This window comes from Candidatus Tumulicola sp. (assembly GCA_036490475.1).
Classification (GTDB): Bacteria; Vulcanimicrobiota; Vulcanimicrobiia; order Vulcanimicrobiales; family Vulcanimicrobiaceae; genus Tumulicola.
The window spans coordinates 243,248-266,805 of sequence record DASXDT010000006.1 but is presented as its reverse complement, the minus strand read 5'-3'; the positions used below and the strand labels follow the sequence as shown (position 1 = coordinate 266,805).

Below are 23,558 nucleotides of genomic sequence, written 5' to 3'. Positions count from 1 at the left end.
ATGGCTAAGATCGTAGAAGCTCCCGTCGAGGCGTCCGTCGAGAACCTGTTGCAAGCGACCGCGCAGCTTGTGCGGCGCCTCCGCGCTGAAGCCGGCGGCGACAATCTAACCTGGTCGCAATCGGTCGTCCTCAGCCAGCTCGAAAAGCGCGGTCCAAGTACGACTGCCGATCTCGCGCGGACAGAATCTGTGAAGCCGCAATCGATGAGTGCGACCCTCGCAGTGCTCGAGGAACAAGGCCTGGTCGGGAGGCGCTCGCACCCAACCGATGGCCGTCAAATCTTATTCGCCCTCACCACAGCTGGCATCGCCATCCGCAAGACGCGCTCGCGTCTCAAACGTACGTGGCTCTCCGGAGCTCTCGCGCAACTGACGCAGAATGAACTTCGCACTCTCCTCTCCGCCGCCGAACCGATGCGCAAACTGGCGAATTCTTGAGCGCTACTGCAGCCCCCGTGGTAAAGTCGAAGCAACAAGCCTTCGGCTTTACCTTCGTTGCGCCGCTCGCGCTCGGCTCGTGTTTGAATCCGATTAACTCAACCATGATCGCGACGGCGCTCGTTCCGATTTCACACGGTCTCAACGTTAGCGCCGCCGAAGCCGGATGGCTTATCGCCGCTCTCTACCTTGCAAGCGCGATCGCTCAACCGACGATGGGTCGCCTGGCCGACCTCTTCGGCCCGCGCCGCGTTTTACTGTGCGCGCTGACACTCGTCGCGCTTTCGGGCGTCGTTGGCTGGTTCTCAACATCGCTGAACCTGCTCATCGTCGCGCGCGTGCTGCTGGGCATCGGCACGTCGGGGGCATATCCAGCCGCTATGCGAATTTTCCGCATCCGCGCCGATCATCTCAACGTTCCGCCGCCGCGCGCAGCGATGAGCTTTCTTTCGCTGGCAGCTATCTCCACAATGGCGATCGGACCGCTGCTCGGTGGCATCCTCACCGGTGCGTTTGGATGGCACTCGATCTTCACCGTTAACTTGCCGCTGGCGCTCCTCACCGCAATCCTCGTCTTCATCTGGACGCCAAGAGATGCCCCGCAACAACTCACGATCGCCAAACTTCTCAAAGGACTGGACGTTCTCGGCTTGGCGCTCTTCGGCGCGACGCTGTTCGGCTTGATGAGTTTCCTGATGCGTCTCACACACCCAATGTGGTGGGTGCTCGCGATCACCATCGTACTCGGCGGTGCACTCGTTGCACACTCGCGCGCTCATACAGCGCCGTTCTTCGACGTGCATATGCTCGCGCGCAACACACCGCTGGTCATCACCTACCTGCGCGCATGCGTCCTCTCGACGATCGTCTATGCTATGCTGTATGGATTTTCTCAATGGCTCGAAAGCGGCGCGGGCTTCTCGAGTACGCAAGCCGGCGCGATCATGCTCCCGATGTCCGTCGCCGCCGGTATCTCATCGTTCGTCGGCGGACGCACGAAAGGCATTCGCATGCCGTTCGTCGTCAGCATCGGCGTGATGGTGCTCGGCTGCGCCGCGCTCGGTGCGGTCACGTTCGGTGCGCCTGTTTGGCTCATCGTCGCAGCCGCTGTGCTGTTGGGTTTTCCGCAAGGCATGTTCTTCGTAAGCACGCAAGCCGCCGTCTATATTCAAGCGCAAGCGAAGGAAATCGGCGCGGCATCGGGCCTTCAACGTACTGCGTCGTACTTCGGCGCGATCGTCGCCGCCAGCATTCTGGCCGTCGTCTACGGTCAGAGCGCGACTAACGGTCGTTTTCTCACCCTTTCGATACTTATGGCCGCGACCGCCGCAGTGCTTTTTATCCTCACCATCTTCGATCGCACGCTACCGCGCGGTCGCGTATAAAGGAACCATTGTATGCCGCTCACGCAACTCGACCAGGCCGCCGCACTCGTCGTGATCGACCTTCAAAAAGGCATCGTCGGCATGCCGTGCGGACCGCACGCGACCGCCGATGTCGTCGAGCGTACCGCCGAACTCGCACGCGAATTCCGCAAGCGCAATTTGCCGGTTATTCTCGTCAACGTCGAGGGCCGCGCGCCCGGGCGCGTCGACTCGACGATCAGTTTCAACCCGCCCGCCGGCTGGGCGGAACTCGTGCCGGAGTTAGACCGCCAGCCGAGCGATTACATCGTTACCAAATTGCAAATCGGCGCCTTTTACGGAACCGCGCTCGAACGGATCCTACGCCGAGCCGGTGTAACGCAGATTTTTCTGACCGGCGTCGCAACGACGGTTGGTGTCGAAGCTACTGCGCGCCAAGCCTACGACCTGGGTTTCAACGTCGTCGTCGTCGAGGATGCAATGTCGGACATGAGCGCCGACAATCATAAGCACGCGATGAGCGCCGTCTACCCCCGCATCGCTGAAGTGACTACGACCGCCGAAGCTCTAGCAAGACTGCGGGCTACGTAGGGCGCTCCGCAAGGGCGTACTTTTTCGAGAAACGTGCTGGATTCCGGTGTATCGGGGACAGTTGAAGTATACTGAAAAGTATAGTATAGTATACCGGAAGGTATACTACATGGCAAACGTCACAGCGTTCTCCGGGGAGCCGAGGTGGGAACTGCCCGCGCCAGCGTTGTTCGGGTCGCGTATGCGGACAGCGCTGCTCATGCTGGTCGCCGTTCTCGGCGAAACCTATCCGGCGGAAATCAGTCGCTATCTTGATACGACCATTTCGTCCATCCAGCGCACGCTAGACAAGCTGGAAGAAGAAGGTCTGATTGCCACACGGCAGATCGCAGTTAGACGCGTGGCTCTCAATCCCAACTATCCCGCCTTTCGGGAACTGAGGGCCTTTCTTTTGCGCGTCGCCGAGGGATATCCAAAATACCAGATTGTCAAAGAGTCGCGGCGGACGCGACCGCGCCGCCGAGGAAAACCGCTTTGATCTCGAATCGAAGTACGCTGACAGAGGTTTGCTTCGCGGTTTCTCAGGCTCTCGAAATGCATGGGATCAACGCGGTCCTCACCGGTGGCAGCGCGGCGACGGTGTACGCAGCACATGTCTATTCGTCAGAAGACGCCGATTTCGTACTTACCAATGATGAACCGCTTGCCGATATCGTCGAAGCCCTCGCTTCGATCGGATTCGAACGCGACGGCAAATCGCGGATGTTTGTGCATCCGGAAACCAATTTCTCGTTGGACTTTCCTCGAGGCCCGCTCGCAATAGGCGGCGATTATGTGCATGAGACTGCAACTCTGACACGTGGTGATCTAACTCTGCGAATCCTACATGTAACAGACTGCGTACGCGATCGGCTAGCTCACTTTTATCATTGGGGAGATTACACGGCACTTGGGGCCGCTGTGGGAGTTGCTGCAGCGAAGATAGCAGATGTCGACATAGAATTACTCAGATCATGGTCCGCGCGCGAGCAAAGTCTAGAGAAGTTTGCCGAGTTCGAGCGTCGGCTCAGTGACGGGTCGCTAGCTAGTGGGGGTTGACGCCGGCTACTTTCCGAATGTTCTTGCATGACGAATCGGATTGCTATCTTCGCGGCCGGTGGGGCACTGGCGTGTACGCTGACGCTCCTCGCCGCGTGCTCCGCACAAACCACCGCAACCAGTGCGTTGCCGGGCGCGGCGAACGCCGGTTTATCCCCGGGAGCCCACGGCTCCGCTCCGGTCTCGCTCGAGCCGCCGCAACTACTCGCGCAGACGCGGCCGCCGACACATCCGCTCGCTCGGGGTCCGGGCTGGCTCTCGCCGGCAGCGAAAACGTGCAAGCAGAAGTTGTTTGTTTCGAGTTACTGGCTCGACTATGTGAGCATCTACTGCGTCACCGGCAAGCGCCAAAACCAAGCGCCGATCGGCGAGATTACCGCCGGCGTTCGAGGCCCGGAAGGCGCCGCGACCGATGCTAAAGGCAATCTGTACGTTACGAACACTCCCAGCAATACGGTCACGGAATATGCGGCGGGCAGTACGAGCGTGAGCTTTACGTATTCCCAAGGGCTCTCATCGCCCGGCGCCGTCGCCGTCGATGATAAGCAAAATGTGTATGTGACGAATCTTGGGGGTGGTTCGGTGGCGATCTTTCCTCAGGGCACGAACTCGCAAAGTTCGACGCTTACCGGCATTCCGTACCCGATCGACGTTGCGGTCGACGCGAAGAGCAACACGTACGTGACGACGTATACATCTAGCTTTTCGAACGGGATCGTTTTAGAATATCTAGCGGGAAAATCGCCGGGGACCGATCTCGGCATAGATACGGGAGCGCCGGGTGGTATCGTCCTCGATAAATCCGGCGATATCGTTACGGCCGATCAGCGATTGCCCGGGGTACTCGTTTTCCCGCCGGGTTCGGCGTCGCCGTCCAAGACGTTTGCGCAGTCGATGTACAACCCGATTTCCGTGCGACTCAATCATTCGGAATCGCGAATCTTCGTCGGCGATTCGGTCGATAACGCGGTCGACGTCTTCAGCTATCCGAGCGGAAAACTCGTCGACACCATCACCGATGGCGTCGACGGCCCCGAAGGCGTTGCGCTCTATCCGGCGGCGCCGCTGTCGCAGCATCCGTGGTAAAGGAGAAATCGTTCGTGACCTTTGCAAACAAACTTGGCGCGCTTCCAATAGCGCTGCTCGTGCTCGGCTCGGCGTGTAGTGGGCCTTCGTCGCCGGTTGCCGGCGTGCCAAGTAGTGCCGCTGCCAGTTCGTCGCATCGCCCGATGGGTTGGATCGCTCCAAACTCGATGTCCAAAGGCGTACTATATCTCTCGAGCTCGACGAGTAACATCGTTTACCTGTATACGAAGAAACTCGGTGCGGGCGCGAATCCGGCACCGATCGGGCAAATAACCGACGGTATTTCCGGTCCGTCCGGGAGCTTTGTCGACAAGTACGGCAATTTGTATGTCGCGAACGATTCTAACTTTACCGTCACGATGTATCCGCCGGGAAGTACGACGTGGAAGCTTCGGTATACCGGCTTCGCGTATCCATTGAACGTCGTAGTCGATTCGAAGGGACTCGTATATATCGTAGATTTCATTGGCGAGAAAGTGGTCGAATTTCCAAAAGGCAGCACGCGCTCGAAGTTGACTATTCCGATTGGATATCCGGCGCATGGCGTAGCGCTCGACTCGCACGGCAACGTGTATGTTTCGTACAACACTGGAGCGCACGGGGCAGGACCAGGTGCGGTGAACGAGTATGCGCCTGGCTCGAAAACCGGTAAGAATCTCAATCTTTCAATCGGCTGGGCAGCCGGTGATGCGACCGACGGCAGCGGCAATCTACTCGTTGCAGACCAGAATGCCGCGGCAGTGTACGTCTTTCCGCCAGGCAGCACTTCGCCGTCGCAAACCATCACACAAGGACTACAAGATCCGGTCAATATCGCATTCGATTCGTCGTTTAAACATCTCTATATTCAAGACGACGAAGTCGACGGAGTGCTAGTGTACGACTATCCATCGGGTAAATACATCACCACATTGAATAACGGTGCGACGTCGATCGATGGCGTGGCCGTTTCTCCCGAGGGATTGTAGACCGGCAAGGGTCTGGGTTTCGAGTATGATAGCGGCTCCGTTTTTGCTGGCTGCTGTTCTGTTGGCGTCGGTGGGCGATGGCGCGGCACCGACGCCACTGCCGCGTGAGGTTCCGCTCTTTTCATCGACCAGTGCGACGCCGGTTGTCCTCCCCGCCGTTTTTGTAGGGCGAGTGCTTCTCAAGGCGGAGATTAACGGTCATCCAGTTTGGCTGCATCTCGACACCGGAACGTCATCGCTCGTCCTCGGTGCCCAAAGTGCCGCAAGTATCGGCGCCAAGGTGAACCCGGTTACGCACTATTCGCAACCGCTTCCGGTCAGTATCGGTGCGGTGCGTGCTCCCACCGCGCGATTTCTCGTCCTTCCGCGTTACGGATTCGAAACCCGCGGTTACCACGTATCCGGCCTAATAGGCGGTGCTTTTTTTCATGCCAACGTCATCACGATCGATTATCCGCACCAAGTTGTAACGTTCTATCCGCCCAGAACGTACGTGCCACCGCCGGGCATCGTGCCGATGCCCCTCGATCTTTCGGCGAACACACCTGTTGTAACGGCGACGATCGGGTCGCAGCCAGGACGGTTTCTTCTCGACACCGGATCCGATCAAAACGAGTTGGAGGGTACGTTTGCTAAAACGCTCCGACTGGGCTTTTTTCACGGAAATGCCACTACCTCGGGCGTCGATGGCGACCGTTTGGAACCGATATTTGACAGTCCGCCCATAACGTTGGGTAATGTGACGATCACGCATTGCCAAGTGGCGATCGCAAATCCACCTCGAACTTCGCAAGACGGCATTCTTGGGCGAAACCTTCTCTCATTTTTTAGTATAACGTTCGACTACGCGCATTATCAGGCGTATTTCGTTCCCGGGCCGTCGGCGATCCCAAAATGAATGTGGGTTTGCGCCGATGTTGAAAGAACCAAATCTGTTGCACCGCGGAGATGATGAGGAGCACGTCATGACCGTTTCTCGCTTATATAAGCTATCGACTATTGGTATCGCTGCGTTCTTGATAGCCGGCTGCGGAGGCCAGAACTCCGCCTTAGTTCCTTCGGCCACCAATGCAACCAGCGCGCACGCGCAAAGAAATTCCAGTAACGAGCAAGTCGTCTACAATTTCACGGGCGGGAACGACGGCGGCAATGCCGCGACGCAGCTCGCTCTCGACAAGAGCGGAAACGTGTATGGCACGACGGTGATCGGCGGGCCGTATCAGTGCGGAACGATCTTTGAAGCGCAGCCACAGGCCAATCCGCCGTGGACAGAATCGGCGCTGTACAGCTTTACGTGTTACGGAGACGGTAAGAACCCGCACGGGGGCGTCACCATTGACGCAAAGGGAAATCTCGACGGAACGACCGTTGCGGGCGGTACAGGATACTGCACCGGCGATGGTTGCGGCGTCGTTTTCCAATATGCATCGGGTGTCGAGCGCGTCTTGTATGGGTTCACCGGCTTAAAGGACGGCTTCGGACCCGGCACTCCGCTAACGATCGACCAGTCGGGAAATATCTACAGCACGGCGCCCGACGGTGGAACGGCAGGCGTCGGCACGGTTTACGAGTTGCAGAACGGCAAAAGCAAAGTGAACGTGCTACACGCATTTACCGGAAAGCGCGATGGCGGAACCGGCAGCCTTGGCGCGTTGCTGCGCGATTCGTCTGGAAATCTCTTCGGCGTAACCGAAACCGGCGGCGAATCAGGTAACGGAACGGTCTATCGAGTGTCGACCGGCGCGAACGGTAAGGGAAAGCTAACGACGCTCTACACGTTCAAAGGGACGCCCGACGCCGGTTCCCCATACGGCGGGCTCGTCGCGGATGCGGCCGGCAATCTGTATGGAACCACCTATTATGGTGGCGCTAACGGTCTAGGCGCCGTGTTCGAACTCGCTCGCAAGGGCAGCAAATACTCCGAACGGGTTCTGTATAATTTCAAGGGTGGCAACGACGGCAGCTTGAGTACGAGCACGTTGATCTTTGGATCGACCACGCAACTGTACGGCACGACATCCGGCGGAGGCGGTTCGTGCGACTGCGGTACGATCTTCAGCGTCAACGCAAAAACCGGCAAAGAGAAAGTACTGCATAGCTTCGGCGGAGCCAGCGACGGACAGTATCCGTACTATGGCCTCACGCAAGAAGCAAATGGAAAATTTGTGGGCACGACCGTCGCCGGAGGAACGAAAGGCCAGGGAACAATTTTCGAGCTCACGCCATAGTACAAGATAGGTCCATCGAATGCAGCCCAGCCGGGGTGCATAACGCTCCGTATAAGTTCGGTCGTTTCGGGAACCGGTTCCACTCCTAGGTGCACTCGCGCAGCGTCTCAACGAGTACACTCCGGCCGGAACCGATACCGGCATCATCTACGCTAGCTAAGGAGCAATCAGGTGGGGGCCGACAACACTCGCAAAAGCTTCGACCCAATCAAGCATTTCAGTCGCGTGGTCATGCAGCAAGGCCGCGTGCAGCTGGATGCGGATTGGAACGAGCAAGCCGATATCCAGCTGCACATACTTCGACGTCTGGCTGCGGCCGTATTCCCAAACGGCGGCGGTGGCGGATTCAACGTAGCACCGCTTGGCAATCTCACGAACGACTTCATCATAGGCGCAGGCGATCGTTGGGTCGATGGCATCCTCTGTGAAGCTGAGTCTACACCAGTTGCCGTCACGGCGGTAACCCCTCCGCACAACGTTTCCGTGGCTGCGTGGACCGTCGACGAGCGCGCCTTCGGGGTCGGACAATACGTTTCGGTGACCGGGGTCGATACGTCGGGTGGGCCGGTGGAAGTCGATGGGAAAATCGTGGCGACGGCCTATGGTTCGTCCACGCTAACGCTGGACGCAGACGTGACCCCATTGCAGAATGCTACCGGTCTGCGTTTGCAGCGTTTGGTAACGTACGTTTCCCAGCCCGGTCTAACCGGCTCGCCGCTTACAAGTGGAAATCTTTACCAGATTTATCTCGACGTATGGGAACGCATTATAACGTATCTGCAGGACGCTTCGATCCGCGAGGTTGCGCTCAACGGTCCTGACACCGCTGCACGCACGCAAGTTGTGTGGCAAGTACGCGCCCTGCAAATGCAGCCTCCTCCGCCAATCCGTGCTATTAAAGGCAAGCCGGCTCCCGCGCCGTCACCGCCGAAGTGTTTGACGGTGCAAGCCCTTGCCACTTCCTTGCAGCCAAACGCGAGTGGCTGGTTGCAGGCACGAGCGCTGCCGGGCGTGGAGTCGACCGACCCCTGCACCATCGCACCGGATTCGCAGTATCGTGGGCCGGAAAACCAACTATACGAGTCCAGATCCACAACGGTCGCGCGCTGCCCGCCGATCCCGCGCAACCGGCAACGTTCGTCTGGTCGCGCGAAAACGGATCCGTCGTATTTCCGATCGTCAAACTCGACGTGGCCGACGGAACGACGCAGGTCGTACTCGGAAGCCTGGGTCGCGACGATCGCTTCGGTTTACACATCGGTGATTACGTTGAAGTCGAAGACGATACGTCGGCGCTGGCTAATGCTGCGTATCCGTTGTTGCAAGTACAGGCGATCGATCGAACCGCCATGTTGGTCACGTTGAACGGCAACAGCGGAACGACGACTGGTACGGATCCGTCCGCGCACCCGCTCCTTCGGCTTTGGAATCAAGAGGCCGGTGATCCGGCTTCGGGCGGTCTGACACTTGTCAATGGCGCGGCACAGATCGTCGGCGATACATGGCTCGACCTGGAAGATGGCGTTCAAGTGCGCTTTCCAAACGGCGACCAGGCTGCGTACCAAACGGGCGATTACTGGTTAATCCCCGCGCGGGTCGCAACCGGCGACGTTATTTGGCCGACGGAAACCGACACCGATGTTCTAGGCGCCGTTACGGTCTATCCGGTGGCCAAAGCTCCCGAGGGCGTGACCCACCACTATCTGCCGCTAGCCGTTCTCGACTTGACCGGAAGCGCACCGGCAATTACGTCATGCGCGGAAGACGCATAAGAGCGTCGCTTCGAACCGACCATTTGTTTAGCAACAGTCGGCGCTCACCGGACGCGCCAATGTCGTGCAGCAAGTCAGCTGGCGACTTGGCCCGCTAGCGATTACCCACGCCATAGCAAGAGGAGCAAGCGCACGCCGGGCGCAAAATTGACGCAGAAATGACGTCACCATCTAAAAGCTCCGGGTTAACGCGCCGTAGCGCGATTGCGTCGGCAATGGGTGCGGTTGCGGCGCTCGGACTCGCCGGTTCCGGCAGGGCGTTTGCCGATACGCCCACCGCAACGAAGCCGTCTTCGCTCGCGACCGGGATTCCGCCAAACGACGGACTCGCGCATCCGATTCCGTACACGCCGCCGCTTGGGGTCGGAAAAGAGCGGGGACTCGCAATGAGTGGCGGCGCGATCTATCTCGTCTCGTTTTATTCGGGCTATCTAACATCGCTCGCAAAGAACGGCGTGGATCTGCAAATCGCCGACGTTATGATCGGAACGTCTGCCGGAACATTGGGCACTTACGCGATTCTAAAGGACGCCGCCGCGCGCATGAAGGCCCAGATGGAAGCGTTCGGCCGCAATCCCGCATCGATGAATTACTCGCTCAATCCGCCGTTCAGTTCGAAACGAGCCGATTATGTCGGCAACACGCTGCCGACCGCAAGCGTTCAGAACATTCAAGAGTTGGGTCGCGCCGCGATGGCCGCACATACGAATCCGGTTGGAGAGTGGCAGTCGCTCATCAATCGCCTGACGGGCGCCGGCAAGGCATGGCCCTCGCCCAAATTTCATACGAGCGCGATCGACTGTTACACTGCACAGCGCCTTATTGTCGGCGAGAAAGACGGCGTTGCAGCAATCGACGCAATATCGGCGAGTTCGTCATGGCCCGGACTCGCGGGACCAACATGGTTAAAAGATCGCCGCTGCATGGATGGCGGAACCTGCGCAACCTCAACGCATTCCGACGTCCTCGGCGGCGCGAAACGAGTGCTGATCGTATCCCTAGCGTCGGGGGACGACGAGCGCGATGCCGCACAGGGATTGCGCCTCAGCCACTTTCCGAACTCGCTCCATCAAGAGATCAAGAATCTCGAGGCTGGCGGCTCCCAAGTTCAGTTGATCGTCGTCGGCTGCCCGCCCGGATATTCCAAAGTCAACTTAGTCGATCCGGCACTGATTCCAGTGGCGATTGAGTTCGGCACCAACCGCGGTGTCACCGACGCGGCAAAAATTAAGGCGTTTTGGTCGTAGTGCCAAACGTGCTAGGAACGATCTCGGTAAAGGTTCGCTCTTCGCGCAGAATTAGTTTTCGTTCCTGAGCGAACGCGAAGTTCGCGCGCCCTTCCACGTCCTCGCGTAGGCGGCGACGATACTCTTCGTACGCCGCCAGCGAATCGAATGCGATTAAGCCCCAAGCGATGTCGTTCGTGCCTTCGTACGGCAAGAAGTAGCCGATAAGGCGGCCGCCGCAGCGGGGGATAACACGTCCCCAAACGTCTGCGTATTCCTTGAACGCCTCGCGTTGAAACGGGTCGATCTGGTAGCGAATGAAAACCGTAATCACGCATACAGACTCGACCATCGATTGCCCGACTTCCTCTAGCGCGCGTTAAAGACCGGCAGGTAAAAAAGCCACCAGAAACGCACCCCTGCGCATGAGCAAGCTACTATTCGCCGCGGTTTTGGCGGTTTTGTTTGTACCGAAGTTTCTCGCGCCCTTGAACGCGGCGGCATCCACGATCGCAGCGTCGCCCACACCTGCGGCAAGCCCCTCGCCGGCTACGGCAGCTACGGCTTCTACGGCGCCGGCCCCGACCGTCGCACCGGAGATAACCGCTCGCGCAAAAGAGTGGCTGCACCGTTTTCAGACCGGTAACCTCGATCGTACGCAGCTCAATGCAGAAATGAACACTGCGCTAACGCCGGATTTAGTGAAGCAAGTTAGTCAGCAGCTGGCACCGCTCGGTGAACCCGTAACGTTCGTGATTTCGGGCGAGCAAACGACCCAAGGTGTAACGGCATACATTTACAAGGTTTCGTTTAAGTCGACTTCTATCTACGAAGTGTTTGGTCTCGATAAAGACGGTAAGTTGGCGGCGATTCGGTTCGTACCGGTGCAGTGAAGCGGGTCCGGCGTGCTATCGCTGCACTGGTCATCGGGACGATCGTTCTTTGGCCGGTCCCGACCCTGTCGGATATGCCGAAACAGCCCATTGCGCCGATCGACGTAACCGTACAGGGACAACCATTTGGATGGGATGACATTGGTGCATTCTTGAAACAGATGAATGCACCGAGTGCGCCGTATCCACCGATTACAAAGGTGATGAAGAAACGCTCGGACATGCCTATGAATGAACAGTTCGCATCGTACAGGGGATTAGATTCGGGTCCACCCGCATCTGAGATCGTTTGGATCGCTCCCGGACACTCGGAGCACGACAGCCCACCCGATGCCGGCAATCAATACCTTCTCGCGATGACGCTCGCAGTGCTGGATAGCGGAGGGGCAGGGCCGAAACTTCAGTCGCTTTATGCAAAGGCTACCAACGCACAGGAACGGCGCACGCTAGCGCACGCGGTCGTGCAAGCGTTTCAATCGGCGAGCGACCAGTCGGCGGCGTTCGCGGCCGCCGAGGTAAGCTGGATTCAAGGACATGTGCGACCAGGCGTGTCACGCTCGTTTGCCTATCAGTTGCTTCGTTCCAAAGGTTTGACGGCATATAACTGGTCGTTTATCAAAGGCAAACCAGTTCCAGCACCCATGAATCAAGAGAAGAACGGCGTCGTTTTTGGCGCCAGTTGCGATACGAGCGATATTGCAAGCGGAGAGTGGCCGTATCAGGGCGAGCAGTTGCCAAAACAAGATGGCGCATGTGGCGACATTTTCAAATTGAATCCTCCGAAGTCGATTGCCAGCCCAGAGGTGGATCTGTATTTTTTTGGCGCCTTCGATTTCTTTTGCGGGACGCGGACGCACGTCGAGATAACGTTTGACGATACAGATCGGGTGTTGGCCGTAAATGTCGACACGATGCCTCGGATATGCATCTAGCTAGGCGACCAATCGAAGACATCGCCGAGCGGCACTCCGAAGACGTGCGCGATTCGGAACGCCGTCTCTAGGGAAGGCGCGTATTTCCCAGCCTCGATGGCCGCGATCGTTTGCCGCGTCACCCCGACGCTAACGCCTAGTTGTTCCTGCGACATCTCGCCGTTCGTAAAACGAAGCAGCCTAACCCGATTGGCAATCGTTCCCGCGATCATGCTTGGCGGCGATAGGTAGCAGCCGCGACGCTATAGCGTACGACCTGCGCCAGAATGATTGCCAAGAACGCCGCGTTGACGATCGCAAAGCCGCGATTGCTGAACGGCATAATGCATCCTACGACGATCGTACCGGCCATCAAGACATAGTACGCGGTGGTTGTGCTGCGATGAGCGATTGCGGTGTCGCGCTCGTCCGGCGGCATGGCCGCGTCCCCCGGGGACTGCCGGCGAAGATACCAGTACCCGGCTCCGAGAATGAGCAATTGTATCGCGGCGGCGATCGTATAGAGCTCGAGCTGCGGAATGAGCGCCGTCTGGTTCTGCATTCGCTGCGCAACGATCGTGAAGTACGGAACGAACGCCACTACTATCGCCCCGAGCGACAGCCAAGCGACCTTCTCGCGGTATGCCATTTGCCGGCCGGGCTTTGAATCTGTGTTAGCAATATCTACCTTCATGTTAGATATATATAACATGATGGATAGTAATGTCAACAACCCTTCGTCCATGAGTAGCTACGACTAATGTCGAAGTTAATAATCTTCGGAGGTGCCGCGACATGAACACGGCCCGCGTCTTTCTCTTCTTTAGCTCGATCGCGTCGATCGTCGCTTTATCCGCTTGCGGTGCGAACGTCCCCACGTCCAAGGCCTTACCGGCGGCGGCGACACGTACGCGATTCGACCAGTCGTTCGCCGTTTTGTATAACTTCAAAGGGGGACCCGGCGACGGCGGATCGCCGCAAGGAGTCGTGCTGGGTCCGGGTGGTTCGCTACTTGGAACGACGAACGACGGCGGTCACATCCATCCACGAGACTGCAAGAGAAGCGGTTGTGGAACGGTCTACGAATATCAGAACTCCGCCGCCCAGCTTGTGTATGAGTTTCAACCGCAACCGCAAGGGTTTCATCCAGTAGGGAGCTTGCTGTCCCGAAACGGAGTGTTCTACGGCGCCGCGCAGGGCGGACTATACGATGACGGTATGGTTTTTTCGCTGAGCCAAAACGCGAGCGGTGACTGGATCGAGACGACGATCTACAACTTTAAAGGCGCTCCCGACGGCTTCATCGTTTCCGGCCTAGCATACATCGACGCGCGTGGAGACCTCTACGGAACCACGCGTTCGGGCGGCACCGGAAGAGCGTGCCTATACGAAAGTTCGGGTTGCGGAACGGTCTTCGAACTGCAGCCGCCATCGCAGCCGATCGGCAGTTGGAACGAATCGATTCTGCACTCGTTCTTAGGAACTCCCACCGATGGCGCGGTTCCGACCTCTTCGTTAGTGCCCAGAGGGAACTCGCTGTACGGGACGACTGAGCTGGGCGGAGCGTCCGAAAGGTGCCCCTACATAACGGGTTGCGGAACGATCTATAAGATCGCGCTGTCGGATAGCGGATCTTCCGAGCGCCTCGTGTATTCGTTTAGCGTGAGCGACTCACAAAACGACGGCGCATTGCCCGGACAGATCCTTGACGGCGGCAATGGCAAACTGTATGGAGTCACCGCCTACGGTGGCGGTGGTGGCACGGGAATGAAATGCGAAGTCGAGGTCAATGGCCCGTACGGTTGCGGAACGTTGTATTCGATTCCGTTCAACGGCGGCAAAAAGATGCACGATACTATCCTACATGCGTTTACAGGCACTCCCGATGGCCAACAACCGAATTCGATTTCGGGCAACGCGGCGTCCGGATTCTACGGTTTGACGCAGTACGGAGGGTCGGCGGTTTGTAACACGCAGTTTGGCTGCGGTACGATTTTCGCCATTGCTCGCTCGGGGAGCAAATGGAACGAATCGCTTCTACATTCGTTCGTCGGAAGCGACGGCGCCTATCCGAACGGGCCAGTGCTTTTGATCGGATCCCACCTATATGCAACGGCGTCGGTCGGCGGATCGGCCCCTTGCGAATGCGGCACGCTATTTCAGCTGACCGTCGGGTCGAGCCACCGACTTTAGGGAGCGACGAGGCGATCGAGCTTCGCGATTCCGGCGTCGGCTAGTCCTTTGAGCTCGTCGTACGAATCATACTCCGCCTGGGTCGGCGCTTGATACGCGCCTTCCATTGCATTCATCAGGAACGCTAACTGCTCGCGGACTTGCGTCGGAAGCACTGAGTCGTATTCACTCGAGCGCTTGCCGAGCAGCATGAGGTGTGCGATCTCTTCGTCGATCGCGCGAGCGGTTTGGCGCGAAACGTGCGACCGCGCGGCTAGCGCTGCGGCCATGCTGCGGTCGAGCCGGTCGATTTCGCCAAGGAGCTGTAACTCGAGCGACAGACGCGCTTCGAGGGCGCCGGCGGCCGGATGGACGCGTGGGTCGACCGTAATCGTAAACGCCGCTCGCATCTCGTGCGTGCCGTATCGTAGCACCGCGGTGTATGCACCCGGTAACGTCGTCGGCCCGTCACCGTTGTCGGAGAAATCGTCGGTCTCATCAATCTTATAGCCGGGCGCATCGAAAGCCGGGGGATACTTCATATCCCACTGAAACGCGTTCACGCCCGGCTTCACTGCGGTCGCTTCGGAATACTCGACGGCGCGGATGTGGGCTTGATCCATCTCGTCTTGTTGATCCTCGTCGAGATCGACCGGCTTCTTCGGCGCCAAATGCAGGTCGAACGCGCGAATAACTTTGCCGGTGGAATCGACGAAAGATAACGTGGCCGGCACGCTGCCATTGTAGCCGGCCGGCAGGGTGAAGAAGACGCGCGCACCGTAGCGCGGATTTTCCCCCGATAGTGCGGACGGGAAGTCACCGTAGGATTGCGTTAGCCACGCACCTTCCGGCGCGAACAATTGCGCGCCGGCGACCGAGTACTGCGTCTGGCGCGCGAGTTGTTCGAGCAGTGCGAGGTTATCCATGATCCAGTACGCGCGTCCATGCGTAGCGGCAACGAGTTCGCCTTCGCGCGCATCGATTGCCAGATCGCGGATTTGCACACCCGGCAGGTTGAGCGTCAACGGTTGCCAGCGCGTACCCCCATCGAGGCTAACGTAGACCGTGCTACGCGTGCCCGCAAACAGCAGCCGCGGCTCGCGCGGGTCTTGACGCACGACGAATGCATATTGGTCGTTGGGTAAGCCGCTTACGATCGGCGTCCAGTGCGCGCCGAAATCGGTCGTCATATACACGTAGGGTCGAAAATCGTCCCACTGATAGCGCGACGCCGTGAGATACGCGACGCCGCGCGCGACGTGCGACGGTTCGATCGAACTAATTTGCGCCCACTGCGGCAGTTGTGGCGGCGTGACGTCGGTCCAGTGCGCGCCGTGATCGGTCGTGACGTGCACGAGGCCATCCGCCGACCCGGCCCACAGCACGGTAGCGTCGAGCGGCGACACGGCGAGCGAAGAAACATCGGGAAAGAGTTCGGCCCCGGTATTATCGTAGTCGATTGGACCGCCCGACAACCCTTGGGTGGAAGGATCGTTGCGGGTGAGATCCGGGCTAATCGCCTTCCACGTGCGGCCGCGGTCGAGACTCGAAAAGACGACCTGTGCGACCAGCAATAGCTCGCGTGGATTGGCTGGGGAAAACATCGGTGCAAACAGCGCTGGATGCGTCCAAGTAAAGCGATATTTCAAATCCGCTGCCGCCGCGCCTGACATCAAGCGCGGCCACGGGCTGACGTTTTTCTCTTGTCCGGTGACGCGATTTAGCTCGACGAACGTGCTGTAATAGCCGGAACCGAAGGTTACCAGCGGATTATCCGGATCCGGTGCGATGAACGTGCTTTCGCCCAGTGCGACCGTATGCAATTCGCTCGGCGGTATCGAGCCGCCGACGAATGCGGAGGTGTATTCCCACGACGCCTCGTCTTGCGATGCGCCGAAAATATGAAACGGGAACTGATTGTCGAGAGCGACGTGGTAGATCTGCCCGGTTGGCTGATTGTCCTCGCGGCTAAAGGTATCGCCGCGATTGACCGACACCGTCGCGCCGCCGTCGTTGCCTTCCAGCAGGATGTTTGGATGGCGCGGATTGATCCACAGAATGTGATGGTCGCCGTGCGTATCGCCTTCCAATCCATCCCAGACTTTGCCGCCGTCGGTCGACACATACATCGCATCGACGTTGGGCGCGTACACGCGATTCGGATCGGTGGGGTCCGCGAAGATCGCCATATAGTAAAACGCGCGTTGTCGCAGCTTCCACTGATTGTTGAGATGCTTCCACGTACGCCCGCCGTCGTCCGATCGAAACACGCCTCCGTCCTTTGCTTGTACGATGGCGTAGACTCTGCGCGGGTCCGACTGCGCGATCGAAACGCCGATCTTTCCAAGCGTGCCGGTCGCAAAGCCGGGATTGCGCGACAGGTTCGTCCAGTGGGCACCGCCGTCGGTCGTTTTATACAGTCCACTGCCCGGGCCGCCCGAGATGAGTTTCCACGGAAAGCGACGCGCTTGCCACATCGATGCGTAGAGAACGTTCGGGTGATGCTGGTCCATCGACAGGTCGACGCCGCCGGTATCGGCATTCACATAGAGAATTCGCTTCCAGGATTTTCCGCCATCGGTCGTTTTGAAAATTCCACGCTCGGGGTTTGGCGCGAACACGTGCCCCATCGAAGCGGCGTAGACGATATTCGCGTTGCGAGGATCGATCGTCAGGTTCGTGGTCATATGCGTATCGCGTAATCCGGCGTATCGCCACGTCTTGCCGGCATCGGTCGATTTGTAGATGCCGTCGCCGGTATCGAAATCGTTGCGAATATCCGACTCGCCGGTCCCGGCGTAGATCACCTTTGGGTTCGATCCGGCGACGGCCAACGCGCCGATCGGGCTGGCGATGCCCGGCAGCTCTCCGTCGGAAATGTTCGACCAGTTTTGCCCGTAGTCGGTGCTCTTCCAAATGCCGCCTTGGACGCCGCCCATGTAGAACAAGTCGGGATTGCTCGGAACGCCTGAAACGGCCACAACGCGACCGCCGATATACGGACCGATAGTGCGCCACGATAGCCGGCTCATCAATTGCTGTTGCGGATCTTGAGCGGCGGCGCGTGCGCTCGACGAAACGAGCCCAAGAGCCAGAACGATTGCGAACGGTACGATGAGAAATCGATGCACGATTACACCCTTACTAGCGGATCACTCGTGAAATGTTACGATGAAGCGAATTGAAGCCGGCTGCACGTTGAGTTGGTCGGTGGGCAGGTTGGCTTGGTATTGCGAGCCGTTTGGACCCGCGTACAGTCCTCGATACGGAACGCCGGCCAGATACTGCGTGAACGGACCGGAAACTGCGTTGAACATGTTCGATGCGGCTAGGGTGACGTCGAGGCGTCCGAAATCGTGACCGATCGCGCCGTCGACGATCGTGTACGGCTGCTGGCTCAACGGATTGTTGTTCCCGCTGAAGGTTGCTGCCGTCGATGCGTGCCAGCCGTTTTGCGCCCATGTCAGTGTTGCCGACCCTTGTTGCTGCGGAACGCCGAGGAACTGCTCGTCGTCGACCAAGCTGCCGCCCGAGGTCGGATTCGACACATTCGGTCCGAGTGAGTACGGATACGCGACGTTGAGGCCGTACGATAGCACCATCGTCAGGTGCTGCCTTGGAAATCCTTGGCGATAACGCACTTCGGCGCCCTCGTAGACCGCGTTCCCGATGTTGATCGGAATCTCGTATGCATATTCCAGCTTCGAATTGCACGCTCCGAAGGGATAATAGTTCTCGATCGTGTCGCGCAAATTGGAACGGTACAACGACACGTCGAGATCGGATTGGGTGGAAAAGAGATGCGAATATCCGAGCTCGTATTCAGTCGCGTGCTCCGGACGCTCGTCCGGATTTCCTTGTCCTGCGACCACGCAATTCTGATCGGGGGGCGGTAGCCCCGGATTGGGTTGCGGCTTGCCGTTCACCAGCACCGGAGGAAAATAGTAGCGTTCGATCAACAGCGGAGCGCGAAATCCCGTGCCTGCGGAGGCATGGATCACGTTCGACGCGTTGAGGTCGTAGCTGAGTCCGAGCCGCCAATCCAGCGTGCTGCCGAACGTCGTGTAGTCGGCTTCGTAGAGGCCGCCCGAAAGGCGCAGCCGGCCGAATTGCTGGGCGCCGCGCGCGAAGTAGGCGTTAACGCTTTGCGATAGCGTTCCGTCGATGCCGTTGGCGGTCAGCGATTCTTGGCGCGCGTATCCGCCGAAGGTGAACTCGCCGGTTTCGAACGTGCGTCCCCACGATAGGGCTTCGTTGTAGCGCTTATCTTGATGCGACACATCGTACGGCGACGTCGCGCCCGATCCGCCGGAAAGGTCGACGTCGTTATCATTGGCGTAGAATTCGGCTAGCAGCGTTCCCGACCCGAGCACCGAACGCGAGTATGCGTCGTAGGCGCGGATGTTTTGCGTAAAGATTGCGTTGCCCGTACCGACGTTGTCGCCGTACCGGGGGTTGGGCGTGCTCGTAAAGCCGCTAGGACATACCGGCGCGCTCGAGTCGGTCGGGTCGCATGGTTCGAATGAATTACCGGCGATGCCGTTCACCGCGCTGCTTTCGTCGCGAAAGTCACCGAGCGTGAAGATGCGCACGCCGGCATCGGCGCGTTGCGAAAAGTTGTAATCCAGGTTCACCAGGCCGAGCTTGGCGTTGATCGACGAACCGAGATGCGTGAGCAGCGCACAGTTCTGCGGTTGTGCGGCCGGCGTGACGATCCCGCTACCCACCAAGTTGCAATGTTTCGACGGCGCATTGTTGGATGGATAGACCGGGGTATATTGGTCGACTTGGCCGGCCGACTGATACACGTTGCCTGCCACTGCGTAACCGAGTTTCCCGATGCTGCCGGTGGCGTTCATCCACGTCTGCGTCGTGCCGTACGAGCCGGCCGAGCCCGATACCGCAACGTGATCTTGCTGGGTCGGCTGGAGCGATACGAGGTTGACGGCGCCGCCAAACGTGTTGCTGCCCTCACTATCGGCCGGCCCGAGCCCCTCGGTTACGTTGACGCTGTTAAAAGCCGGCACGGCGAACTGCGAGAGGTCGAGATCGCCGGTGTTACCGTCGTTGAGTACTTGTCCGTCGAGCGTTACCAGCGATTCGGATGGGTCCGGTCCACGCAGCGACACGACGGCTGGAGCGGTCGGAGCACCCGAATCGGGATGCTGGATGACGACGGACGGAATCTGCTGCAGACCTTGCAACACGGTGCTGTAACCGAGCGCGTCCATCTCCGAGCGCGAAACGCTCATCTCCGGGATGGCGCTGCGCACCAATCCGTATCCGCCGTTTACGCGCACCTCGCCGATCGTCCGAAGTTTCGGGGAGTCGGCCGGCTCCAACGCGACGTCGACGGTCGAATCGCGGTCGATCTCGCCGATGTCGGCTTGAATCGCGATGAAGCCGCCTGCGTTCGCCCCCACGGTGTAGCGTCCGGGAGATACTTGCACGGAGAACGCGCCTCTCGCATCGGTCGCCGCTCGAACGGTGACCGGGCCCGACAGGACGATCTGCGCTTGGACGATCGGAGCCCCCGACGGCGAGTGTACGTTGCCCGATACGAGGCAGCAAAGTGCGAGCAGAATTCCGTGCATGCGGCGCACGTTCGGCTCGAAAGCGAGGTTTCCTCAGCGGCGATTGTGAATCGATCCGTCGATGCGACGAGGCGAGTTTTTTGGCGGTGTTTCTGCCCTTGCGCTTGCGGTGTCGACACCGGTGCGCGCGGCCTCCGCGACGACCTACTCCGAGGAGCTGGCAACGGTCGAACGTTCGACCGGTGGACGCTTGGGCGTCTTCGCGATCGACACCAACTCGGGAAAAACCCTAGCATACCGCGCGCACGAACGCTTCTTGATGTGTAGTACGTTCAAGTTGCCGTTAGCCGCGATGGTGTTGCGAAAAATCGACCTTGGCGTGGAGTCGTTCGCTCGCCGGATCCCATATAGCACAACCGATTTGCTAGAAAACGCACCCGTGGCGCAACAGAACGTCGCCCGCGGTTATATGACCGTGCGCGAGGCGCTTGCCGCAGCAGTGCGCGTCAGCGACAACACGGCGGCCAACTTGCTCTTAGCGTCGGTCGGCGGCCCGTCGGGATTCACGAAGGGCATTCGCCAGCTCGGCGATACCGAGACGATCCTCGCGCACGGCGAACCGGCGCTGAACGACCCGCTGCGCCCCGGCCAGACGGGCGACACGACGACGCCATCGGCCATGGCGTACGATGCCCGCGACATGGTCGTCGGCGACAAGTATTTGCAAGAGAAGACGCGCGGGCTTTTGCAGCGCTGGCTGATCCAATGCGAGACCGGTTTGACGCTGCTTCGTGCGGGCTTTCCGAAGTCTTGGACTGCGGGCGATAAAACGGGCATGGGTGGCGGCCATACCGCGTACGGCGACAGCGACACGCGCAACGACATCGCGATCGGCTGGGCCGCGTCCGGAGCTCCGATCGTCGTTACGGCTTATCTGACCGGGGTGACGGTCCGCGCGACCACGCGCGATGCTGCATTAGCTTCCGTCGGCAGAATCGTTTCGTCTACTCTTCGACCGTAGCGCGTAACCGCTGTAGCGCGACGTCCCACTGTTGCGAAATCTGTTCGAGATACCGGCGAACTTCTTCGAGACGGCGGGGCTCGAGCGTCCAAATGCGCTCGCGACTCTTTCGCCGGCTTTGCACGATTCCGGCGGCGTGCAGCGCGTATAAGTGTTTGGTGACGGCTTGACGCGAAATGCCCGAGCCTTCGGCCAATTTCGCGATCGAGAGCGGTCCGCCGTTGCAGAGCTTGGCGACGATGCGAAGACGCGATTCGTCGCCCAGGGCAGCGAGGACCGGTGCGACGCTCATGCCAAACGTGCGTCGAGATAATTCTCGATCATGTGTACCATCGTATCCCAACCTTCTCCATTGGCTTCGAAGGCGTCGGTTCGGCGACCCATCGGTAACGCATCGAAACCCGACTCGGTGAGCGTGAGCATCGTTCCGCCTTCGACCGATTCGAGTTCGAACGTAACGAGCGTCATGGGTTCGTCCGAATAGTCGATCGATGCGTCGATCGCGAACGGATGCCAACGATACGAAAACAGCCGCATGGGTTCGATGTGCTCGACGTGCATCTCCAGCGGCATGCCGGCATATTTTTCTTGTATTGCAGCCACGCTCGGATCGCATTTCGTGCCGCGGATCAACCCGCGGGCTATGCTACCTGCAGCGAACGGCTCGGCGAACTCCATCCCGAACCAGTCGCCGAATGCGGTGGCGTCGGCGATCGCGTTCCAAACGCGATGGATCGGCGCGCGCAACAGCGTTTTCTTTTCAACCCTGTCGGTAGTGGACGATGTCATTATGCAACCTCCTAGTTGCATATCACGATATCACCCTCTGCTTCGAAATGCAACCATTTGGTTGCAAGATTTTGCCCGCGGACGTCGCGAATGGCCGACGAATGAATCGTTGGATGATGCGCTTTGTCGCGCTCGCGGTGGCGGCCTTGGGGACGGCTATGCCGGTTAACGGCCAGACGCCGTCGTTTGCTCCGCCGGCGGAGACCCAGCACACGCTCGATGCATATACGAGTGCCATACGCGGCGCCGGAGTGATTGTCGGTATCGTCGACGGTTCGACGGTGACCGTCTATCGTTCGGGTGACTTCGGACCGGCGCAACCGCCGCTCGACGACCGCACGATGTTTCAGATCGGGTCGCTCACCAAAACGTTCACCGCGACGTTGCTGGCATCGATGGTCGTCGACGGACGCGTGCGTCTCGAACAAGCGGTGCAAACCGTCGCGCCATCCGGTGTCACGATTCCGTCGTATCACGGACAGCAGATCACCTTGGCTAACCTGGCAGAGCACAACTCCGGGTTGCCGCGACTCCCCACGAATCTGCCCACCAATTCGCCCGACCCATATGCGACGTACACGCCGGCGCTGTTCGAGCAGTTTTTGTCGGCGTATACTTTGACGCGCGCCCCGGGCGATCGATTCGAGTATTCGAATGCCGGCGTGGGGTTGTTAGGCGACGCGTTGGGTTGGAGCGCGGGAACGTCGTACGACCAGCTCTTGCAGGCGCGTGTGCTGCAACCGCTGTCGCTTGCGGATACGACGCTGTCGCTGACGCCCGATCAGCGCGTGCGCTTAGCGCCCGGACTCACGCAGGCGGGCGTATCCGCGCCGACGTGGAGTTTCGGCGAACTGGCGGCCGCAGGCGGTCTGTATTCCGACATGCACGATATGCTGGTATTCCTGCGCGCGAATCTTACAGCACCGTCCGGCCCGCTCGGACCGGCAATGGCGATGGCGCAAATGCCGCGCGCACCCGGCGATGCGTCGCAGAGTCAAACCAAGACCGGGCTGGCGTGGATCGTCAACGTGAACAACGGTAACACGTTCGTGAACGGCGAGACCGGCGGCTACCACTCGTTCATGGGATTCAATCGGACGGCCGCGAGCGGGATCGTCGTGCTCGCCAACGTTGCCGACGCCAACGTCGATTCGCTGGCGCTGCACATCATGTACCCACAACTATTCCCCGCACCCGTGTCATCGGTGCCGCAGACCGGAATCGTTCAGGAAGATCCCGCGATCACCGCGTTAGCGCGCAGTTGGCTGTTGAGTTTGCGGACGGGAACGATCGATCGATCGAAACTCACGCCGGAATTCTCACAGCACATCACCGGCGATATGCTCGCACAAGTGAGCGCGTCACTCACCGCGATGGGTGAGTTTACCGGCTGGACATACCTCGGGTCGCAGCCCCATGGAGACGTGACGACCTACCGGTACCGCGTGCTCCTCGGCGGACAGCCGCATATCTGGTCCATTATGGTCGATTCGAACGGGAAAATCGCCGGCTCGCTGTTGCAGTAAG

23 protein-coding genes are annotated in these 23,558 nt (G+C 59.3%); 15 read left to right on the top strand and 8 right to left on the bottom strand.

What is annotated here, in order from left to right:
• From VGF98_08910 to VGF98_08875, 8 genes are all read left to right on the top strand, one after another.
• Window positions 1–438: a MarR family transcriptional regulator gene (locus VGF98_08910; protein HEY1681740.1), complete on the top strand. Its 438-nt coding sequence runs from the start codon at window positions 1–3 to the stop codon at window positions 436–438.
• A gap of 17 nt (window positions 439–455) precedes the next feature.
• Window positions 456–1,823 carry an MFS transporter gene (locus VGF98_08905; GenBank protein HEY1681739.1) on the top strand — a complete coding sequence of 456 codons (1,368 nt, stop codon included), beginning with the start codon at window positions 456–458 and terminating at the stop codon, window positions 1,821–1,823.
• A gap of 12 nt (window positions 1,824–1,835) precedes the next feature.
• Window positions 1,836–2,393, top strand: a complete 558-nt coding sequence (locus VGF98_08900) for an isochorismatase family protein (protein ID HEY1681738.1) — start codon at window positions 1,836–1,838, stop codon at window positions 2,391–2,393.
• A 109-nt stretch (window positions 2,394–2,502) separates the two neighbouring features.
• The gene (locus VGF98_08895; GenBank protein ID HEY1681737.1) at window positions 2,503–2,871 is read left to right on the top strand and encodes a MarR family transcriptional regulator; all 369 of its coding nucleotides are present in this window, start codon (window positions 2,503–2,505) and stop codon (window positions 2,869–2,871) included.
• A 587-nt stretch (window positions 2,872–3,458) separates the two neighbouring features.
• The gene (locus tag VGF98_08890; protein HEY1681736.1) at window positions 3,459–4,517 is read left to right on the top strand and encodes a hypothetical protein; all 1,059 of its coding nucleotides are present in this window, start codon (window positions 3,459–3,461) and stop codon (window positions 4,515–4,517) included.
• 14 nt (window positions 4,518–4,531) lie between these two features.
• On the top strand, window positions 4,532–5,485 hold the full coding sequence (locus VGF98_08885; protein HEY1681735.1) for a hypothetical protein: 954 nt from the start codon (window positions 4,532–4,534) through the stop codon (window positions 5,483–5,485).
• A gap of 25 nt (window positions 5,486–5,510) precedes the next feature.
• Window positions 5,511–6,383, top strand: coding sequence for a retropepsin-like aspartic protease (locus VGF98_08880; GenBank protein ID HEY1681734.1), 873 nt, complete (start codon window positions 5,511–5,513; stop codon window positions 6,381–6,383).
• Window positions 6,384–6,450: 67 nt separating this feature from the next.
• Window positions 6,451–7,713 (top strand): choice-of-anchor tandem repeat GloVer-containing protein, encoded by a 1,263-nt coding sequence (locus VGF98_08875; GenBank protein ID HEY1681733.1) that lies wholly within the window; start codon window positions 6,451–6,453, stop codon window positions 7,711–7,713.
• 156 nt (window positions 7,714–7,869) lie between these two features.
• Here the strand turns inward: VGF98_08875 and VGF98_08870 are convergent, their stop codons facing one another.
• The gene (locus VGF98_08870; protein ID HEY1681732.1) at window positions 7,870–8,241 is read right to left on the bottom strand and encodes a hypothetical protein; all 372 of its coding nucleotides are present in this window, start codon (window positions 8,239–8,241) and stop codon (window positions 7,870–7,872) included.
• A 404-nt stretch (window positions 8,242–8,645) separates the two neighbouring features.
• On the opposite strand from VGF98_08870, the gene VGF98_08865 reads away from it, so the two are divergent.
• Entirely contained in the window at window positions 8,646–9,485 is an 840-nt protein-coding gene (locus tag VGF98_08865) for a DUF6519 domain-containing protein (protein ID HEY1681731.1), read from the top strand.
• Between the two features lie 158 nt (window positions 9,486–9,643).
• Complete coding sequence (locus tag VGF98_08860) at window positions 9,644–10,732, top strand: patatin-like phospholipase family protein (GenBank protein HEY1681730.1); 1,089 nt, start codon at window positions 9,644–9,646, stop codon at window positions 10,730–10,732.
• Here VGF98_08860 and VGF98_08855 read toward each other — a convergent pair.
• Window positions 10,713–11,045, bottom strand: coding sequence for an NIPSNAP family protein (locus VGF98_08855; protein ID HEY1681729.1), 333 nt, complete (start codon window positions 11,043–11,045; stop codon window positions 10,713–10,715). The genes VGF98_08860 and VGF98_08855 overlap by 20 nt on opposite strands.
• Before the next feature lie 91 nt (window positions 11,046–11,136).
• On the opposite strand from VGF98_08855, the gene VGF98_08850 reads away from it, so the two are divergent.
• Window positions 11,137–11,604, top strand: coding sequence for a hypothetical protein (locus VGF98_08850; protein ID HEY1681728.1), 468 nt, complete (start codon window positions 11,137–11,139; stop codon window positions 11,602–11,604).
• Complete coding sequence (locus VGF98_08845; GenBank protein HEY1681727.1) at window positions 11,601–12,536, top strand: hypothetical protein; 936 nt, start codon at window positions 11,601–11,603, stop codon at window positions 12,534–12,536. The genes VGF98_08850 and VGF98_08845 overlap by 4 nt, the downstream gene beginning before the upstream one ends.
• Here the strand turns inward: VGF98_08845 and VGF98_08840 are convergent.
• Together VGF98_08840 and VGF98_08835 are read right to left on the bottom strand one after the other, a co-directional pair.
• Entirely contained in the window at window positions 12,533–12,733 is a 201-nt protein-coding gene (locus VGF98_08840; protein HEY1681726.1) for a helix-turn-helix transcriptional regulator, read from the bottom strand. The two genes, VGF98_08845 and VGF98_08840, sit on opposite strands and share 4 nt — an antisense overlap.
• Before the next feature lie 11 nt (window positions 12,734–12,744).
• Window positions 12,745–13,164 (bottom strand): hypothetical protein, encoded by a 420-nt coding sequence (locus VGF98_08835; protein HEY1681725.1) that lies wholly within the window; start codon window positions 13,162–13,164, stop codon window positions 12,745–12,747.
• A gap of 146 nt (window positions 13,165–13,310) precedes the next feature.
• On the opposite strand from VGF98_08835, the gene VGF98_08830 reads away from it, so the two are divergent.
• The gene (locus VGF98_08830) at window positions 13,311–14,708 is read left to right on the top strand and encodes a hypothetical protein (protein HEY1681724.1); all 1,398 of its coding nucleotides are present in this window, start codon (window positions 13,311–13,313) and stop codon (window positions 14,706–14,708) included.
• On the opposite strand, the gene VGF98_08825 is transcribed toward VGF98_08830, so the two are convergent.
• Window positions 14,705–17,818 carry a hypothetical protein gene (locus VGF98_08825; GenBank protein ID HEY1681723.1) on the bottom strand — a complete coding sequence of 1,038 codons (3,114 nt, stop codon included), beginning with the start codon at window positions 17,816–17,818 and terminating at the stop codon, window positions 14,705–14,707. The two genes, VGF98_08830 and VGF98_08825, sit on opposite strands and share 4 nt — an antisense overlap.
• Window positions 17,819–17,839: 21 nt before the next feature.
• Window positions 17,840–20,281 (bottom strand): TonB-dependent receptor, encoded by a 2,442-nt coding sequence (locus VGF98_08820; GenBank protein HEY1681722.1) that lies wholly within the window; start codon window positions 20,279–20,281, stop codon window positions 17,840–17,842.
• 121 nt (window positions 20,282–20,402) lie between these two features.
• Here VGF98_08820 and bla point away from each other — a divergent pair, with 121 nt between their 5' ends.
• Complete coding sequence (bla, locus tag VGF98_08815) at window positions 20,403–21,242, top strand: class A beta-lactamase (protein HEY1681721.1); 840 nt, start codon at window positions 20,403–20,405, stop codon at window positions 21,240–21,242.
• On the opposite strand, the gene VGF98_08810 is transcribed toward bla, so the two are convergent.
• Together VGF98_08810 and VGF98_08805 are read right to left on the bottom strand one after the other, a co-directional pair.
• On the bottom strand, window positions 21,226–21,534 hold the full coding sequence (locus VGF98_08810; protein ID HEY1681720.1) for a metalloregulator ArsR/SmtB family transcription factor: 309 nt from the start codon (window positions 21,532–21,534) through the stop codon (window positions 21,226–21,228). The genes bla and VGF98_08810 overlap by 17 nt on opposite strands.
• Complete coding sequence (locus tag VGF98_08805) at window positions 21,531–22,031, bottom strand: SRPBCC family protein (GenBank protein HEY1681719.1); 501 nt, start codon at window positions 22,029–22,031, stop codon at window positions 21,531–21,533. Before VGF98_08805 ends, VGF98_08810 begins: the two co-directional genes overlap by 4 nt.
• 101 nt (window positions 22,032–22,132) lie before the next feature.
• On the opposite strand from VGF98_08805, the gene VGF98_08800 reads away from it, so the two are divergent.
• Entirely contained in the window at window positions 22,133–23,557 is a 1,425-nt protein-coding gene (locus VGF98_08800) for a serine hydrolase (protein HEY1681718.1), read from the top strand.
• The last annotated feature ends 1 nt before the right edge of the window (window position 23,558 follow it).

Bases quoted from the DNA above. Each gene is read 5' to 3' on its own strand.
- VGF98_08910 (HEY1681740.1), top strand. From the start codon at position 1: ATGGCTAAGATCGTAGAAGCTCCCGTCGAGGCGTCCGTCGAGAACCTG.
- VGF98_08900 (HEY1681738.1), top strand. From the start codon at position 1,836: ATGCCGCTCACGCAACTCGACCAGGCCGCCGCACTCGTCGTGATCGAC.
- VGF98_08895 (HEY1681737.1), top strand. From the start codon at position 2,503: ATGGCAAACGTCACAGCGTTCTCCGGGGAGCCGAGGTGGGAACTGCCC.
- VGF98_08890 (HEY1681736.1), top strand. From the start codon at position 3,459: ATGACGAATCGGATTGCTATCTTCGCGGCCGGTGGGGCACTGGCGTGT.
- VGF98_08880 (HEY1681734.1), top strand. From the start codon at position 5,511: ATGATAGCGGCTCCGTTTTTGCTGGCTGCTGTTCTGTTGGCGTCGGTG.
- VGF98_08875 (HEY1681733.1), top strand. From the start codon at position 6,451: ATGACCGTTTCTCGCTTATATAAGCTATCGACTATTGGTATCGCTGCG.
- VGF98_08860 (HEY1681730.1), top strand. From the start codon at position 9,644: ATGACGTCACCATCTAAAAGCTCCGGGTTAACGCGCCGTAGCGCGATT.
- VGF98_08850 (HEY1681728.1), top strand. From the start codon at position 11,137: ATGAGCAAGCTACTATTCGCCGCGGTTTTGGCGGTTTTGTTTGTACCG.
- VGF98_08835 (HEY1681725.1), bottom strand. From the start codon at position 13,164: ATGGCATACCGCGAGAAGGTCGCTTGGCTGTCGCTCGGGGCGATAGTA.
- VGF98_08830 (HEY1681724.1), top strand. From the start codon at position 13,311: ATGAACACGGCCCGCGTCTTTCTCTTCTTTAGCTCGATCGCGTCGATC.
- VGF98_08820 (HEY1681722.1), bottom strand. From the start codon at position 20,281: ATGCACGGAATTCTGCTCGCACTTTGCTGCCTCGTATCGGGCAACGTA.
- VGF98_08810 (HEY1681720.1), bottom strand. From the start codon at position 21,534: ATGAGCGTCGCACCGGTCCTCGCTGCCCTGGGCGACGAATCGCGTCTT.
- VGF98_08805 (HEY1681719.1), bottom strand. From the start codon at position 22,031: ATGACATCGTCCACTACCGACAGGGTTGAAAAGAAAACGCTGTTGCGC.
- VGF98_08800 (HEY1681718.1), top strand. From the start codon at position 22,133: ATGAATCGTTGGATGATGCGCTTTGTCGCGCTCGCGGTGGCGGCCTTG.